Below are 14,019 nucleotides of genomic sequence, written 5' to 3'. Positions count from 1 at the left end.
CCCTCTTTTTAGAGGGGAGAGCAAGAGTCCCCTCTGGAAAGAGGGGATTTAGGGGTGTGTTTGATACGAACAAACGCCTTATCTTTTATAAAGGGCTGCAACCCTAATGTTGCTGGGATTTTTTAAAAAACCTGAATTGTTACAGAATATTTTTGTTTGCAGACCTGCTGCGCTAAGGTTGACATAAAATGACCCTCGCATCTACAGCCTTCGCACCTTTTGGATAAACCAGGATGGGATTCAGATCTATTTCCCTAATTTCCTCTACGGTAACCATAATGTTCGATACTTTTACAATAGCCTGAGCCAGTACGGTAATATCCGCAGCCTCTCTATTTCTAAAACCCTTGAGAATACGAACTCCCTTCAGGCATTGAATCATGTCAAGCGCCTCGTATTCCTCTACCGGAGCAATGCGGAAGGAAACATCCTGAAATACTTCAACAAAGATACCACCCAGTCCAAACATCACCGCCGGGCCAAATTGCGGGTCTCTCAACCCTCCTACAATGACTTCTGTGGAAGGCGTTGCCATTTCCTGAACAAGGACTCCATGAATCCGTGCATCAGGCACCCTCCTTATTACGTTTCTTAGAATCTCGTCATAGGCATCCCTAACACCGTTATCATCCCCGATTCCAAGCCTTACACCACCCACATCCGTTTTATGGCTGACATCAGGTGAAACGATCTTGAGGGCAACAGGGTAACCAAGGGATCTCGCCACTTGAATTGCTTCGGCATGGGAAGAAGCAATTCTGTGTTTAGTGGTTTTTATTCCAAATGCCTCAACGAGATCCTTAGCTTCTGGTTCAAGTAATTCGTATCGTTTCTGAAGCAGTGCTTTTTGTATGACACTGTAAACCGTCTTTTCAAGGTTTGCCATTAATTCATCCACATTTGGCGCAGCAATACAAGCCTGCCCGAAACACATTAAACTGTCGAACTTTCGAGTCTGGTCTAATCGTCCTTAATCGAACCGTTAAACTAAAAAACCATATTGACACCGGAATTTTGTACGCCATACCGGTAGGAAACAGTATCTCATGCTTGTTATACCCCCCCAAACAGATGCCGCAGCATTTGGTTTAGGATTGAGCAAATTATAGCGCAAATACTTTCAATTACAGACTATCATATCGGGCAATATGCAGTGTCCAAGGGAGATATATTCAAACAACACTGTCATTCTCGTATAAACGGAAATCCAGAAGGAAAAGCGTGTCGATTGCACACGAGAATGATATAAGCAAACACAAAAAAACGTTGTTATTGCGAGTGAGGCAATCCATGCACTGGAGGTTGCTTCGGGCTGTCGCCCTCGCAAGGACACTTGCATGCATACCTATTTGTTACGTTTACTTATAGTACAAACAATTTACTTTGAAATGTTACTCTTTACCTTATTCCAAACGGCATCCATTTCCTCTAAAGTGCATTTCTCGATGTCCTTCCCCATGGATGTGAGTTCTGTCTCAACCTTCTTAAAACGATCGACAAACTTATAAATAGTCTTGTGAAGCACATTTTCCGTATCGAGCTTCAAAAATCGGGCGAGATTGACAATGGAAAACAAGAGATCTCCAACCTCCTCTTCGATATGCTCCGGTTTCTTTTCCCGGATTGCCTCTTTGACCTCTCTCAACTCTTCATCCACCTTAGCAATTACGTCATGTATGTTCGTCCAGTCAAAACCAACCTTGGCAACCTTTTTTTGTAATTTTTGAGCCTTTTGAAGAGCTGGGAGATGCCTGGGGAGACCATCCACAATAAATTTTCTCTCCTCAAACCCTTTTTCTGTTTTTTTAATCTGCTCCCATTGGTGAATTACCTCTTCGGGGGTGGTTGCTGTGGCATCACCGAAGACATGAGGATGACGGCGTGTCATTTTATCAATACAGAGCGCCATTACGCAGTCAATATCAAATTCTCCCATTTCCCGGGCAATCTGACAGTGAAATATGATATGAAAAAAAAGGTCTGCCAGCTCTTCTTTTAATTTATCGGGGTTTCCTGAGTCTATAGCATCAATCACCTCATAAGTTTCCTCTATCAGATGTGATTTCAAAGAAACGTGATTCTGTTCCTTATCCCAGGGACACCCGTCCTTGCTCCGTAATTTTCGCATTAATTCTATCAAGTCCTGAAATGATGAAATGGATTTATTTTCATGTGTGTTCATTGGAAATTTCTTTATTTCACAAGTAATTTAAAAATAAGTAAAAGTTGTCGGTTCGGTGCAGAACATTGTGAGGTGTTGATTTGTGTTTCTATCTTGTATTCTTCAACCGACAACGATAATCTTTTTACATTCCAGCACCATAAATTTTAGCAATTATCATTATTGAAGTCAAACGAGGAGATGATAACAATTGTCCGTTCCAATGCTGCCTATCAAAGCAATTCCCTGCACGCTTACTCAAAATTAGCATTGTTTGGTTAACCCGGATTTCTTACCGATATGTTAGTTGTTCCACAATTTTTATGGCATAAGATGTATGCAAATAACAGATTATACACAACAAGAGGAGGGACAGAAATGAGAACAAGGTGTAAAGACGCAATAGAGTGTCAGGAGTTAAACGGAATGGAGGTGATATCGCAATTTAAGGGAGAGCAAATAACGGCAGGCACAGACAGGTTATTACGAGGGAATTAGAACAAACGCAAGAGTTACCTTTTGAGTTATGATTGCTAACCAGGAGAGGCGCACTACGCACTGCATGGGGAAAAGAAGGAGGAGCGCAGCGAAGTTAGGATGAAATGATAGAAAAGAGAATGCGATAAACGCTCATCGTACTGAACGACAGGCTCAGAAAACTAAGAAATATGCTACCGTTTTATGAATTGCATAAACGCCTATGTCTAGCCTTGAAGGGATATTACAACTGCTGCGGCTTTGCAAGAAACAGTCTGACGTTGTCCAAATTTAGCTATGCCGTCAGAAGGCTTATGGTACAAATGGCTGAATAGGCGCAGCCAAAGGAAGGTTTTTAATTGAAATGATTTCCATGTGCTGCTGAAAAGGCGTCCCTTACCAAAAAACCCAGCATTGTGAAAGGTTACAGTTGGATATGCTCTTCTACTCAGTGAATCTGTTTGAAGGGCCGTGTGCAGTAATTCTGCATGCACGGTTCTGTGAGGGATGGCAGGAGTAATTCCGCCGTCTACTCGACCCATATTTTTTTTATGGAATACTAACGGCGCAGTACTCATAATTTTATTAAAGGTTATTGGAGTTTCTCCGAAAATAGTATTGCGCCGCGTGCTTAGTGAGTGTTCGGTTGCCCAAGACAACTAAAAAAATATTTCGAATGAAGTTAAATAATCTTTTTTCTTTTTTTACTGGAATAATTCTTGATTATTAATTGATGACGTTGTATGATGTTGCCGTTTAAAAATTTATGCAAAGAATTACTCATGGTATTTTCAAAAAAATACACATGTGCCAAAAATTGAGAAAAAATTGACACCATTTAAAAAAGAATGACTTGAAACCAACGTTGTCCGGTTAAAAATTTGCAGGTACGGTTTGGTCATACCCGAACGCTTTTATCGAGTATCCAGTGAACTCTGAACCTCCTGGATTCCTGCTAAAAACATGCGGGAATGACCTCTCGAGAGCAATAAAACAAGACGCGCAAATTTCTAACCGGCCAACGCTGACTTGAAACGAAATTATTTCGAACCTTTTAATGTCTATTTTTTTGTTTTATGCAATTTTTTCGTAAAAATATTTTGATCGTATTTTCACGTCAGCCTTTACACAAAAAATAAATAATCAATAAGCCATGTAAAATTAAGAACATAGATTAAAGTTTGTAAACCATTCATGGCTATTGGTGTAATTTTTGTTGGGTTTTTTGAGCAACGTATTTCATTAATTTCAAATGTTGTTTGAGATCACGGATTTTAAGAGAGGTTTTAGGAGACATTTTTTGTAAAAATTCATTCATGATTTGGATACTTACCCCATTTAAATTAATCGGAAGTTATACTCATAGATTCATACGTGAATTAGGGAAAATGGTTTGTTTTATTGCCACATCCTTTTTTTGGATGATGTTCCCTCCATATTTGATACAACGAATTATTAAGCAAATCAATTTTATTGGTGTTAAAACTACTCCTGTTATCGTGCTGACGGGTTCATTTACGGGAATGGTTCTGGCATTACAGACGTATTACGCCTTAGCCAAGTTTGGCGCTGAATCAAGTGTAGGTCCGGTGGTAGCGTTGTCTTTAATACGGGAGCTGGGGCCGGTCATTTCGGCCTTAATGGTTACGGGATGCGCTGGTTCTGCATTAACGGCTGAAATTGGTATCATGAGGATAACTGAACAAATAGACGCCCTCGATGCCATGGCTTTAAACCCTCACAAGTATTTGATCGTTCCCAATATAATCGCAGGTATCCTGTCACTTCCCCTTTTAAATGCTATCTTTGTCGTTCTGGGTGTTTTTGGGGGATATACTATAAGCGTAGGACTCATGGACTTATCCAGCGGGACCTATTTCCAGGGTATTAGAGATTTCATAAAAACCCGTGATATTCTTGAAGGTTTGTACAAGTCAATAAGCTTTGGATTTTTAATAACATGGATAAGCTGTTATAAGGGTTATTTTACAGGATACGGGGCGGAAGGTGTGAGTAAATCAACCATTCGATCGGTGGTGCTTTCATCGGTTATGATTTTGATTTGGGATTATTTTATGACTTCTGTGATGGTACTTAATAATTAGAGATGATTAAGGTTGTAGACTTATACAAAAGTTTTAAAGATCAGGCGGTGCTCCGTGGTGTTAACTTAACAATCGAAGAAGGATGTTCCATGGCTTTGATTGGCGGCAGTGGTCAAGGAAAATCGATATTATTAAAACATATTATTGGTCTCATCAGACCCGATCAAGGCAGGGTATTGATAGACAATCAGGATATCGGTAAAGTTAGAGGAAGGCCGCTGAAGCAATTAAAAGAGCGATTTGGCATTGTTTTTCAGGGGGGAGCCCTTTTCGATTCGCTTACCGTTTTTGATAATGTTGCCTTTCCGCTTAGGGAAAAGACCAGGCTGAACGATTCGATAATCAGGGATAAAGTGCTACAGGAGTTATCCCGGGTAGGACTCTCAGACGCAAAGAAAAAATATCCGGCTGAAATCAGTGGTGGTATGAAAAAACGGACAGCCCTTGCCCGTTGTCTTATTATGAATCCTGAGATAATTCTTTTTGATGAACCAACCACCGGACTTGATCCCTTGATAAGTAAAGCTATCCATAGATTGATCAGGGAGTGCCAGAAGAGCCTCAAATTTACCGCAATTATTGTAACCCATGAGATTCCTGCTATTTTCTCTATTGTGGATTATGTTGCTATGCTGTACAACGGAAAAATTATTTTTACAGGAACTCCGGAAGAAATAAAGACCTCCTTGGATCCTGTGGTTCATCAATTCATTCACGGAGAATTGGAAGGCCCTATCTCTTTAAAATAACATGTTCCAATATTCAAAAAGGTGATTAAATGAAGAAATTTGATGTGGAAATTGTCGTTGGTATCTTTGTTTTTATTGGGATGCTTTGTCTGATTTTTATTTCGGTAAATCTGGGGAAAATTGATCTGATCGGGGGGCATTATTATCCGATAAAGGCCGTTTTTAGCACCGTCAAAGGACTCAAGAAAAATACCGAGGTAGAAATATCAGGAGTTGCCGTGGGTACGGTAGATAGTATTAAACTCGTTAATTACGAGGCCGTTGTTAACTTAAGGATTCGGGATGATATAAAACTCCAGGATGATTCTATCGCCTCTATACGTACTAAAGGACTGCTGGGGGAAAAGTATGTAGAAATAACACCCGGTGGATCGGAAAAATTGTTGCATCCTGGAGATACCTTGCATGAAACAGAGCCACCAATTGATTTAGAAAAGTTAATAGGAAATTTTGTTTTTGGAAAAGTGAAGGAATAAAGAAATGAACAAGAGAAAAATGATATCTTCGATTTGTTGTGGCGTAATTTTGTTAATATTTATATCTCCTTTCCTGTGGGCTGCGGAAGATCCGGGAACCCTTGTTATGGAAACAATAGACAGGGGTTTAGCAGTACTGAAAGATCCTTCCCTGAAAGGAACGGAGAAAGCGCATACTCGCAGGCAACAATTGTGGGAAGAAATTTCTCCTATCTTTAATTTTGAAGAAATGTCGAAAAGGGCACTTGGTCAGTACTGGAAAAAACGTTCTCCAGAAGAAAAAAAAGAATTCGTGGAACTCTTTACCATCATTCTGAAGGATGCCTATATCGGTAAAACCGATACTTATTCTGGCGAAAAGATTGTCTTTGTCAAGGAGAAGCAAGATGAGAAAGACTATGCCAGTGTACAAACCAAGATTATCACAAATACCGGATCTGTAGTATTGGTGGAATATCGTATGCAAAGTAATTCTGGGAAGTGGAAGATTTATGATGTAGTTATTGAAGGAGTAAGTTTGGTCAATAATTACCGTAGCCAGTTTAACAACATCCTCATGAAATCATCGTATGAAGAGCTTGTTCAAAAAATAAAAGGGAAAAACGATAAAGAAAAAACCTAAATGAAATGAAATTGTTGAGGATAAAGTTTATTATTCTATAAGAGGGGTCAAATGATGAAAAAATGTATAGTTGTAATGTTAATTTTCGTTTTGACAGCATTTTTTTCAGCGAAGGCATTGCCTGCGGAAGATTTACCAATTTCTGTTTCTGAAGAGCAATCTGGTGGGAAGTTAAGCGAAGACCGTGTTTCTGGAAATAGTGACGATGATGGAGAGTCATCTGAGTCAGGGCAATCCGAGGTGGAAGCGGAGATTCCGCCGGTAAAAGATACCCTTCGGCCTTTTAATAGAGCTATGTTTGTCTTCAATGATAAAGTTTTTCATTATTTCTTTAAACCAATATATACCGGGTATAATTCTATGATACCGGTACAGGCACGGGTAAGTGTTAAAAATTTTTACTCCAATATAAGGATGCCCGTACGCTTTTTCAATTGTCTTTTTCAGTCCAATTTTAAAGGTGCAGGTACAGAAATGTTGCGTTTTGTTATTAATAGCACTGTAGGAGTGGCTGGATTTCTCGATCCTGCCAAATCGAAGTTTCATTTTGAGAAACAAGAGAGAGATTTTGGACAGACTCTTGGCAAATACAATATGCAATCCGGCACTTATATCGTATGGCCTATTATTGGCCCATCAAATACTCGTGATACCCTGGGGCTTTTGGGCGATGCTGCGTTGGATCCATTAACATGGGTTTCCTTTCTTTTTCTCCAATCTTTTGAAAGCATAGGAAGTTATACCTACGAATCTGTCAACAACCTTTCAATAGATAAGGGAGATACGTATGAGAGTGTAACAAAACCAGCTATTGACCCTTATATTGCACTTCAGGATGCTTATTTGCAAAATCGGATAAAAAAGATTAAAGAGTAAGACTGAGATACCATATTTTGCAGTTACATAAGAAATGCATTATTACGTGATAGTTCGGATTTTTTTTTAAAATATAAATATGGCCACAAATTGGAATTCATTGAAATGTTGGCTTTGATTTTTTTCCAATTTTATTTTCTGTGCCGTTTAAAATTCTTTTAATGTTGGATTTATGACGTATGATTAACAGTACAGAAATAAATACGGAAAACATTGTTAAATAAAGCCCTTTTCCAAAAGGGGCATTCCCAAGTACCAGCAAGCATATTACCAATACCACAGGACTTAGAATAGAACCTAAAGATATGTAACGGGAAATAGCGACAGTTAACAACCATACTGCGCTAGAAATCATGAGTGGTAAGGGTGCCAACCACAAAAATACACCAAAGCCTGTTGCTACGGCCTTTCCTCCCTTAAAACCAAGAAAAACAGGATATGCGTGGCCACATACCACACCAACTCCGCATAATATCAACGAGAGAGGGTGTTCTTGACCTGCCAGATAGTGATCAAAGATAAACACTGGAAAAAATCCTTTCAGCATGTCTAAAATAAATACCAATATACCATAGGGTTTGCCCATAACCCTGGTTACGTTTGTTGCTCCCGGATTACCACTGCCAACCTGCCGGATATCGATACCCTTAACCATCCTGACAATGAGAAATCCAAAAGGAATGCTGCCAATGAAATATGAAATAATCGGACCAAATATATCTTGCGCGAACACGGAAAAACCTTTCTCGTTTTTATGGGATTGCGTGAAAATAACGCAATATATGCCACCAGAGTTTGTGTGCAACATGCCGGGAATGGCGCTTGAGGATGTATCTTTTCCAATCTTTATCGAGTGCATTACCGCAGAGCATGTACAATCTAAAAAACCGGATCTTGTCAACCTGAGAAATTACACTCATTTTTTGATACAGAGACGTATTGGTTTTACTTGACACCCATCGGAGTTTTTCGATTGACCGATCAAGGCGCCGGAGATTTTTTATTCTTTGGTTGATATTGAGAGTTTCTGCAACCACCGATTTGTCCAGGTCAATGATATAGGAATGGAACTCTCCGTCTGCATCGTGTTTGACAAGTATATTTTTCAAGTGTAAATCTGCGTGAAATATGCCTGCGTCGTGCATGTTTCGTACAAGCTTTGCAAGCGCACGGATTATGGGTCTCTTAAATCTTTGTATGAATATCAGGGAAGATTCTGTTATCAATTGGACAAGGTCAACAGCATCAGTTATCTCCCTGGTGACAAAGTCTGCCTTATAAAACAAACCACAGAACCTTCTTTTAATTATAGCAACTACTTCAGCGGACGGTACATTATTTTTAAAGGCAATTTCGTTGACCGCCACTTCATGTACCGGCCTCTTTTTATTGTAAAAGACACCGCCAGAAAGTTTTCCGAATAAACCGCCGTGCCGGTAATTTCGGATAACAAGTCTTTCCCCGTTGTTTCCGGCTACGGGAATGGTCTGATACGTTCCTCTTCCAATTTTTACGGCATCGGTATCCGTCCTTCTATCATCTAAAGTTTTCATATTAAAAATCACAGCGGACAGTGTCTCTTTATATTGGTCTTTTACCAATAAAGTCGTATTTCCTTTCTTCACAGTAGAAAAAGTGTGTAATATTATTGATTTCAGTAACATATACGTTATGATTTAGGAACGTATTATTCTTAAGCATGCTTTTTTTGAAAAATTCATTTGAATTTAATTATATATCAGCACGAGAATGAATACAAACGTAAATTGAATTCTTATTGAAAACCGGATGTGTCATTCAGGTATGAAAGAGACATTGTGATTTCAAAGATGAGAAAACCATTTGATAATCTCAGGAATATTCTGGTTATACGGTTGGGTGCCATGGGGGATATTGTTCATGTTATACCTGCTGTAAAAAACCTAAGAAGAGCGTTCCCTACTTCTTATATTGTATGGTTAGTGGAAGACAAAGTAAAAGATCTGATTGAAGAACTTCCGGAAATAGACGAAGTCCTTGTCTTCCCCAGAAAAAAATGGCAAACTGCCCTTAGGCATCCATATAAATATTTAAAAATAGTTTCTGAATTGCGTATTTTTTTACGGAAGCTAAGGGAAAGGGAATACGATGTTGCTTTAGATTTTCATGGTAATTTTAAAAGCGGTTTATTGACCTTTCTGAGTAATGCAAAGACACGGGTTGGTTTTGCGAAAGGAGTTTGCAAGGAATTTAATTTTATTTTTACGAATTTTCGGATTAAACCTCAACAGAAGAGGATGCACAGAATTGACAAATATTTTAGTCTTTTGCAGGGCATTGGGATAAGAACATGTTACCAAAGACCGGTATTTTCGATTTCAGACAACGACCGCCTTTATATTGATGATTTTATTTTCCGGAATCATCTTCATGAAAAGCCCATTGCGGTACTCCATCCGGGAACAAGCATGTTTGGTAAATTCAAGCGCTGGCCTCCTGAAAACTACGCTTTTCTTGCTGATAGATTAATAAGAGAAATGAATTACTCCGTTATATTTACCTGGAGTATGCCGGAATACGATCTTGTAAAACATATTCTCTCGTTGATGCAGCATCATGCCACGATGGCATGCAGGACTACATCGATAAAACAACTGATAGCTTTATTACAACGCGCACACCTTTATATTGGCGGTGACACAGGACCCACTCATCTTGCTTCATGCATGGGAATTCCTACCGTAGCAATCTTTGGACCTAAGGATCCTTCGATTTATGCCCCTTACGATGGAAACGCACTAGTGGTAAAAAAAGATATCCCCTGTAGCCCGTGTGAGAAACGAACATGTGACCACGTTACCTGTATTTTTTCCATTACCCCGGAAGATGTTTTTAAGGCAGTTCTTGATCTGGCAAAATTACCTATGACAGCAGGTGCGAAATGACTCTGTGTCTGCTGTTATTCTGAAGGTAAAATCCAGGGAATAAATGGATATTATCAAAAATATTTATTGAGAAAGAACACGAAGAAAAGAAGTTTGACTTTTTTCATATTGCTTGATATTATTACCTTTCTTTAACTATTCGCAAAATTCAAAAAGGAGCTTGTTAACGGTGGAACCTGCGGGTATTTTCGATTCTATTAAAACCCTCATGGATGAGGTTGAAACACGATTCCATAAAGAATTAAAACCGAGCAACAATTCCTTGACGGATCTTATTATCCACATTAGCAAATATAAAGGAAAAAGATTACGGCCAGCCTTGGTATTATTGTCAGGTAAATGTGTTGGAGATGTTGGGCCTCAACATATTGACATTGCGGTTGTAGTGGAAATGGTTCACACTGCGACACTTGTTCATGACGATATTATCGATGAGGCATCAATGAGAAGGCACGTTGAAAGTGTTAATTCCAAATGGGGAAGAGAAATATCCATTCTTTTTGGTGATTATCTATTTTCCAGAGGATTTACTATCCTTTCCTCCCTTGATTCTCAGATTGCAACCCTCTTGCTTTCCAAGACGGTTAACATTATGTCTGAAGGAGAGCTCATCCAGCTTCAAAGACGGTATGATATTGGACTAAGCGAAAATGATTATTTTGACATTATCGAACGAAAAACGGCTTCTTTATGTGCCGCCAGTTGCCGCTTAGGTGCTGCGTTTGCTGGATCCAATCACAAAGTTTCTGATATGTTGTCCACATATGGTTTAAAAATTGGTATTGCATTTCAAATCGTGGATGATTGTCTCGACGTGATGGGCTCGGAAGAAGAAATTGGAAAGTCATTAAACACGGACATTCAAAAAGGCAAACTCACCTTACCTCTCATTCGTTTAGTGAACCAACTCCCCAAGAATAAACTCGAATCGGCCAGAGAACTGATATTTCAACATGACGCAAAAGAAACAAAAAACGCCATTATGGAATTGTTAACCGAACATGATGCTGTCGAATATGCCTTTGCTACAGCAAAAAATATGGTGAAACAAGCGCAGGAAGAAATTGCTCCACTTCCTGAATCTCCATATAAAACGACGCTCATGGACCTGGCAGATTACATAGTTACAAGAAGGACGTAAAAAGCTCAGAATATATAATTAGCTTGCTCTGCAGTTGAGAGCAAATAATATGGGCATCCTTGTATTTGCGGCATCTGGCAAGAGGCTTACGAATATCATAAAACCATAAATAAAGTTTTGTAAATTTATGGTAAATTTTTATTTTTCATTTTTCCATATCTGCGAAGCTAAATTTCATTCCATCACCAGCAGCAATAATTTTTGATCCCGTCTCTTGCGATAATCGTTCAGCAACCTTGCCGGGTTGCGCCTTAATCATTGTCATCCCAAAATGAGTTAATATCGTCACTTTCGGTTTCAGCGTTGTGACAATTTCTTTCACATCTGCAATGCTGAGATGGTAAAGCCACGTTTTCATGTCTTTATCCACAGTATAACGAACCACATTGATAATCAAAATCTCTCCCTTATAATGTTTCAATAATTCCGGGAAATAACGGGTGTCTACAATCAATGAAATAGTATAGTTCGGAGTAAAAAAATTTATACCGTATGTCTCGCTTGGATGATGGTGTTTTAGAGGTGTTTCAAAAGATACCGTATCGGAGAGTTTGTATCTGCCACCTTCTCTGATAATTTCTATCTTAGGAATATAACTTCTTACATATTGTAAAACTATCGGATCTTCTGTCAATGCATCTTCTGGCGTATAAAGAGTACCGCGCTTCTTGAATCCACCCTCAGTCATCGCTTCAATCATGACATTCACGTCAGCGGCATGGTCAAGGTGTCGATGAGTAAGAATAATAGCATCCAATTTCATGGGATCCATCTTGGGTCTGCTTGAAATGCATCGCACCAAACATCCCGGTCCGGGATCAACCAATACATTAAAACCCTGAAGGGAATACCACATTCCACCCGATGCGCGCAACTGTTTGGACACGACAATCCTGGCGCCAGCCGTGCCAAGAAATTTGACATAATCGGTTTCAGGAGTATTTTCCATATTAGACAATAATACTAAAATTATACTTGAAATAGGAACACAAAATAATAGTAATCATGTCGTTGCTGCTGATTGACGCAGACTACATCGTTTTCGATAAAATCGAAAGAATGGCTCTTTTGATTCCCGAACCTGTTTCGCATCAGAAATCAAGCAGGCTTTTTACCTCTTTGACGGTCTGCCTTTTGATCGTATGAGTGTATATCATGGTCGTCTTTACAGCGCTGTGTCCCAGCATCTCCTGAATAGTGCGGATATCGTAATTGGCCTGCAAGATATGGGTGGCAAAACTATGCCGAAAGGTGTGGGACGACACCCTCTTAAACATCTTTGCTTTTCTCACAGCCCGCCGTATCGCCTTATTCACATGCGTTTCATGGAGATGGTACCTTCTGTATTTGCCCTCATCGGGGACAAGCGTCAATGTCTTGGCCGGAAAGAACCACTGCCAGATCAGATCCTTTCCGATGTTTTTATACTTCTTTTCAAGAAGTCCGTCAACAAATGCTCCTGCATAACCGGCATCGAGGTCTTTTTGATGCAGTTCCGTCACATAGGTAATATGGTTTTTAATCTGCAGAAGGATAGATCTTGGAAGCGGTACTGTCCTGTCTTTCTTCCCCTTCCCGTCATGCACCGTCAATATCCCTGCATCTAAATTGAAATTGTGCAGCCTGAGCTTCATGCATTCAAACAGCCGGAGGCCGCAACCGTACAAAAGCCTAACCACAAGGTCGTAAGGATAATTAAGGTTGCCTATTATCAAATCTACTCCCTCCCGGGACAGCACAACAGGTATATATCTGGTCCGCCTGGCCCTCACATTATCGCTCTGGTCTCCAAAATCGGTTTTTAGTACTCGCCTGTATAAAAACAAAAGGGCATTAAACGCCTGGTTCTGGGAAGAAGCCGAGACGCGGCATTGCACAGCCAGAAAGCGTATGAAATCCTTCACATCGGATGGATTCAATTCAGAAGGTTTCTTGGTTTTTGTAAAGGCTTGAAACTTCCGCACCCATGTAGAATATGATCTCAATGTCTTTGGGGAATAATGCCTTACCTTAATCTCTGCAAACAGGTCTGAGTAAACCTTGATCCACTCTTTCCCTGACAACGGTCCCGATTTCGATACCCCTTCTTTGCTGAAGAATGGGGCGGGAGAAGTTATAGAATCGGAACGGTCCTCCGGTTTAACATTCCCCTCACCCCTCACAGGGAGCGAGGCAGCGCCTGCCCCTGAATGGTTTACGGGAAGGTGAGGGGCAGATTGCAGCTCACGTAATAAAGGGACACTGCTCGTGCTGCCTCCTCTTGCTTTACAGGAGATTGATGTTTCTCATGCAATTTGACCATGGAGGCAAGTAGAGGAGGCAAGTAGGGTCACATCTTAAAAGTTAAATAATAGTACAACCCTCTTTGATTTAATATTCAAGATGTGATAATCATATAGAAGGCTCCTTCACAAAGCGATGCGAAGTTGTATTATAGAGGCATCGTGAAATAAACTCTTAAACCAGTAAAGAGGAGGAGCAGATATGA

Annotated in this window: 13 protein-coding genes; 7 read left to right on the top strand and 6 right to left on the bottom strand. The window is 39.8% G+C overall.

The window, feature by feature from the left end:
* Positions 1 to 172 precede the first annotated feature (172 nt).
* A complete protein-coding gene (locus BIY37_RS08000) occupies positions 173 to 886 on the bottom strand; it encodes an acetate--CoA ligase family protein (protein WP_070067357.1) in 714 nt (237 codons plus the stop codon).
* A 492-nt stretch (positions 887 to 1,378) separates the two neighbouring features.
* Positions 1,379 to 2,182 carry a nucleoside triphosphate pyrophosphohydrolase gene (mazG, locus tag BIY37_RS07995; protein ID WP_070067314.1) on the bottom strand — a complete coding sequence of 268 codons (804 nt, stop codon included), beginning with the start codon at positions 2,180 to 2,182 and terminating at the stop codon, positions 1,379 to 1,381.
* 1,772 nt (positions 2,183 to 3,954) lie between these two features.
* Here mazG and BIY37_RS07985 point away from each other — a divergent pair.
* From BIY37_RS07985 to BIY37_RS07965, 5 genes are read left to right on the top strand one after another with little or no spacing between them, the layout of a single operon-like run.
* Complete coding sequence (locus tag BIY37_RS07985) at positions 3,955 to 4,743, top strand: MlaE family ABC transporter permease (RefSeq protein WP_070067312.1); 789 nt, start codon at positions 3,955 to 3,957, stop codon at positions 4,741 to 4,743.
* 2 nt (positions 4,744 to 4,745) lie between these two features.
* The gene (locus BIY37_RS07980) at positions 4,746 to 5,492 is read left to right on the top strand and encodes an ABC transporter ATP-binding protein (RefSeq protein WP_070067311.1); all 747 of its coding nucleotides are present in this window, start codon (positions 4,746 to 4,748) and stop codon (positions 5,490 to 5,492) included.
* Positions 5,493 to 5,521: 29 nt separating this feature from the next.
* Positions 5,522 to 5,968 (top strand): outer membrane lipid asymmetry maintenance protein MlaD, encoded by a 447-nt coding sequence (mlaD, locus tag BIY37_RS07975; RefSeq protein WP_070067310.1) that lies wholly within the window; start codon positions 5,522 to 5,524, stop codon positions 5,966 to 5,968.
* 4 nt (positions 5,969 to 5,972) lie between these two features.
* A complete protein-coding gene (locus BIY37_RS07970) occupies positions 5,973 to 6,590 on the top strand; it encodes an MlaC/ttg2D family ABC transporter substrate-binding protein (protein WP_070067309.1) in 618 nt (205 codons plus the stop codon).
* A 51-nt stretch (positions 6,591 to 6,641) separates the two neighbouring features.
* Positions 6,642 to 7,466 carry an MlaA family lipoprotein gene (locus BIY37_RS07965; RefSeq protein WP_080324950.1) on the top strand — a complete coding sequence of 275 codons (825 nt, stop codon included), beginning with the start codon at positions 6,642 to 6,644 and terminating at the stop codon, positions 7,464 to 7,466.
* Positions 7,467 to 7,563: 97 nt separating this feature from the next.
* On the opposite strand, the gene plsY is transcribed toward BIY37_RS07965, so the two are convergent.
* Positions 7,564 to 8,199 (bottom strand): glycerol-3-phosphate 1-O-acyltransferase PlsY, encoded by a 636-nt coding sequence (gene plsY / locus BIY37_RS07960; protein ID WP_070067307.1) that lies wholly within the window; start codon positions 8,197 to 8,199, stop codon positions 7,564 to 7,566.
* Positions 8,200 to 8,218: 19 nt separating this feature from the next.
* The gene (locus BIY37_RS07955) at positions 8,219 to 9,019 is read right to left on the bottom strand and encodes a lipopolysaccharide kinase InaA family protein (protein ID WP_080324957.1); all 801 of its coding nucleotides are present in this window, start codon (positions 9,017 to 9,019) and stop codon (positions 8,219 to 8,221) included.
* A gap of 276 nt (positions 9,020 to 9,295) precedes the next feature.
* Here BIY37_RS07955 and waaF point away from each other — a divergent pair, with 276 nt between their 5' ends.
* A complete protein-coding gene (gene waaF / locus BIY37_RS07950) occupies positions 9,296 to 10,390 on the top strand; it encodes a lipopolysaccharide heptosyltransferase II (protein ID WP_143299216.1) in 1,095 nt (364 codons plus the stop codon).
* A gap of 169 nt (positions 10,391 to 10,559) precedes the next feature.
* Complete coding sequence (locus tag BIY37_RS07945) at positions 10,560 to 11,531, top strand: polyprenyl synthetase family protein (RefSeq protein WP_080324948.1); 972 nt, start codon at positions 10,560 to 10,562, stop codon at positions 11,529 to 11,531.
* A 145-nt stretch (positions 11,532 to 11,676) separates the two neighbouring features.
* Here BIY37_RS07945 and BIY37_RS07940 read toward each other — a convergent pair whose 3' ends face one another.
* Together BIY37_RS07940 and BIY37_RS07935 are read right to left on the bottom strand one after the other, a co-directional pair.
* A complete protein-coding gene (locus BIY37_RS07940; protein ID WP_070067303.1) occupies positions 11,677 to 12,480 on the bottom strand; it encodes an MBL fold metallo-hydrolase in 804 nt (267 codons plus the stop codon).
* Between the two features lie 142 nt (positions 12,481 to 12,622).
* The gene (locus tag BIY37_RS07935; RefSeq protein ID WP_201789413.1) at positions 12,623 to 13,693 is read right to left on the bottom strand and encodes an integron integrase; all 1,071 of its coding nucleotides are present in this window, start codon (positions 13,691 to 13,693) and stop codon (positions 12,623 to 12,625) included.
* Positions 13,694 to 14,019 lie beyond the last annotated feature (326 nt).

Source organism: Candidatus Brocadia sapporoensis (genome assembly GCF_001753675.2).
Classification (GTDB): Bacteria; Planctomycetota; Brocadiia; order Brocadiales; family Brocadiaceae; genus Brocadia; species Brocadia sapporoensis.
Note: the sequence above shows the minus strand (reverse complement) of the source record. Positions and strands in the feature narration are given on the sequence as shown.

Bases quoted from the DNA above. Each gene is read 5' to 3' on its own strand.
- mazG (WP_070067314.1), bottom strand. From the start codon at position 2,182: ATGAACACACATGAAAATAAATCCATTTCATCATTTCAGGACTTGATA.
- BIY37_RS07970 (WP_070067309.1), top strand. From the start codon at position 5,973: ATGAACAAGAGAAAAATGATATCTTCGATTTGTTGTGGCGTAATTTTG.
- BIY37_RS07965 (WP_080324950.1), top strand. From the start codon at position 6,642: ATGATGAAAAAATGTATAGTTGTAATGTTAATTTTCGTTTTGACAGCA.
- waaF (WP_143299216.1), top strand. From the start codon at position 9,296: ATGAGAAAACCATTTGATAATCTCAGGAATATTCTGGTTATACGGTTG.
- BIY37_RS08000 (WP_070067357.1), bottom strand. From the start codon at position 886: ATGGCAAACCTTGAAAAGACGGTTTACAGTGTCATACAAAAAGCACTG.
- BIY37_RS07980 (WP_070067311.1), top strand. From the start codon at position 4,746: ATGATTAAGGTTGTAGACTTATACAAAAGTTTTAAAGATCAGGCGGTG.
- mlaD (WP_070067310.1), top strand. From the start codon at position 5,522: ATGAAGAAATTTGATGTGGAAATTGTCGTTGGTATCTTTGTTTTTATT.
- BIY37_RS07955 (WP_080324957.1), bottom strand. From the start codon at position 9,019: ATGAAAACTTTAGATGATAGAAGGACGGATACCGATGCCGTAAAAATT.
- BIY37_RS07940 (WP_070067303.1), bottom strand. From the start codon at position 12,480: ATGGAAAATACTCCTGAAACCGATTATGTCAAATTTCTTGGCACGGCT.
- BIY37_RS07985 (WP_070067312.1), top strand. From the start codon at position 3,955: ATGATTTGGATACTTACCCCATTTAAATTAATCGGAAGTTATACTCAT.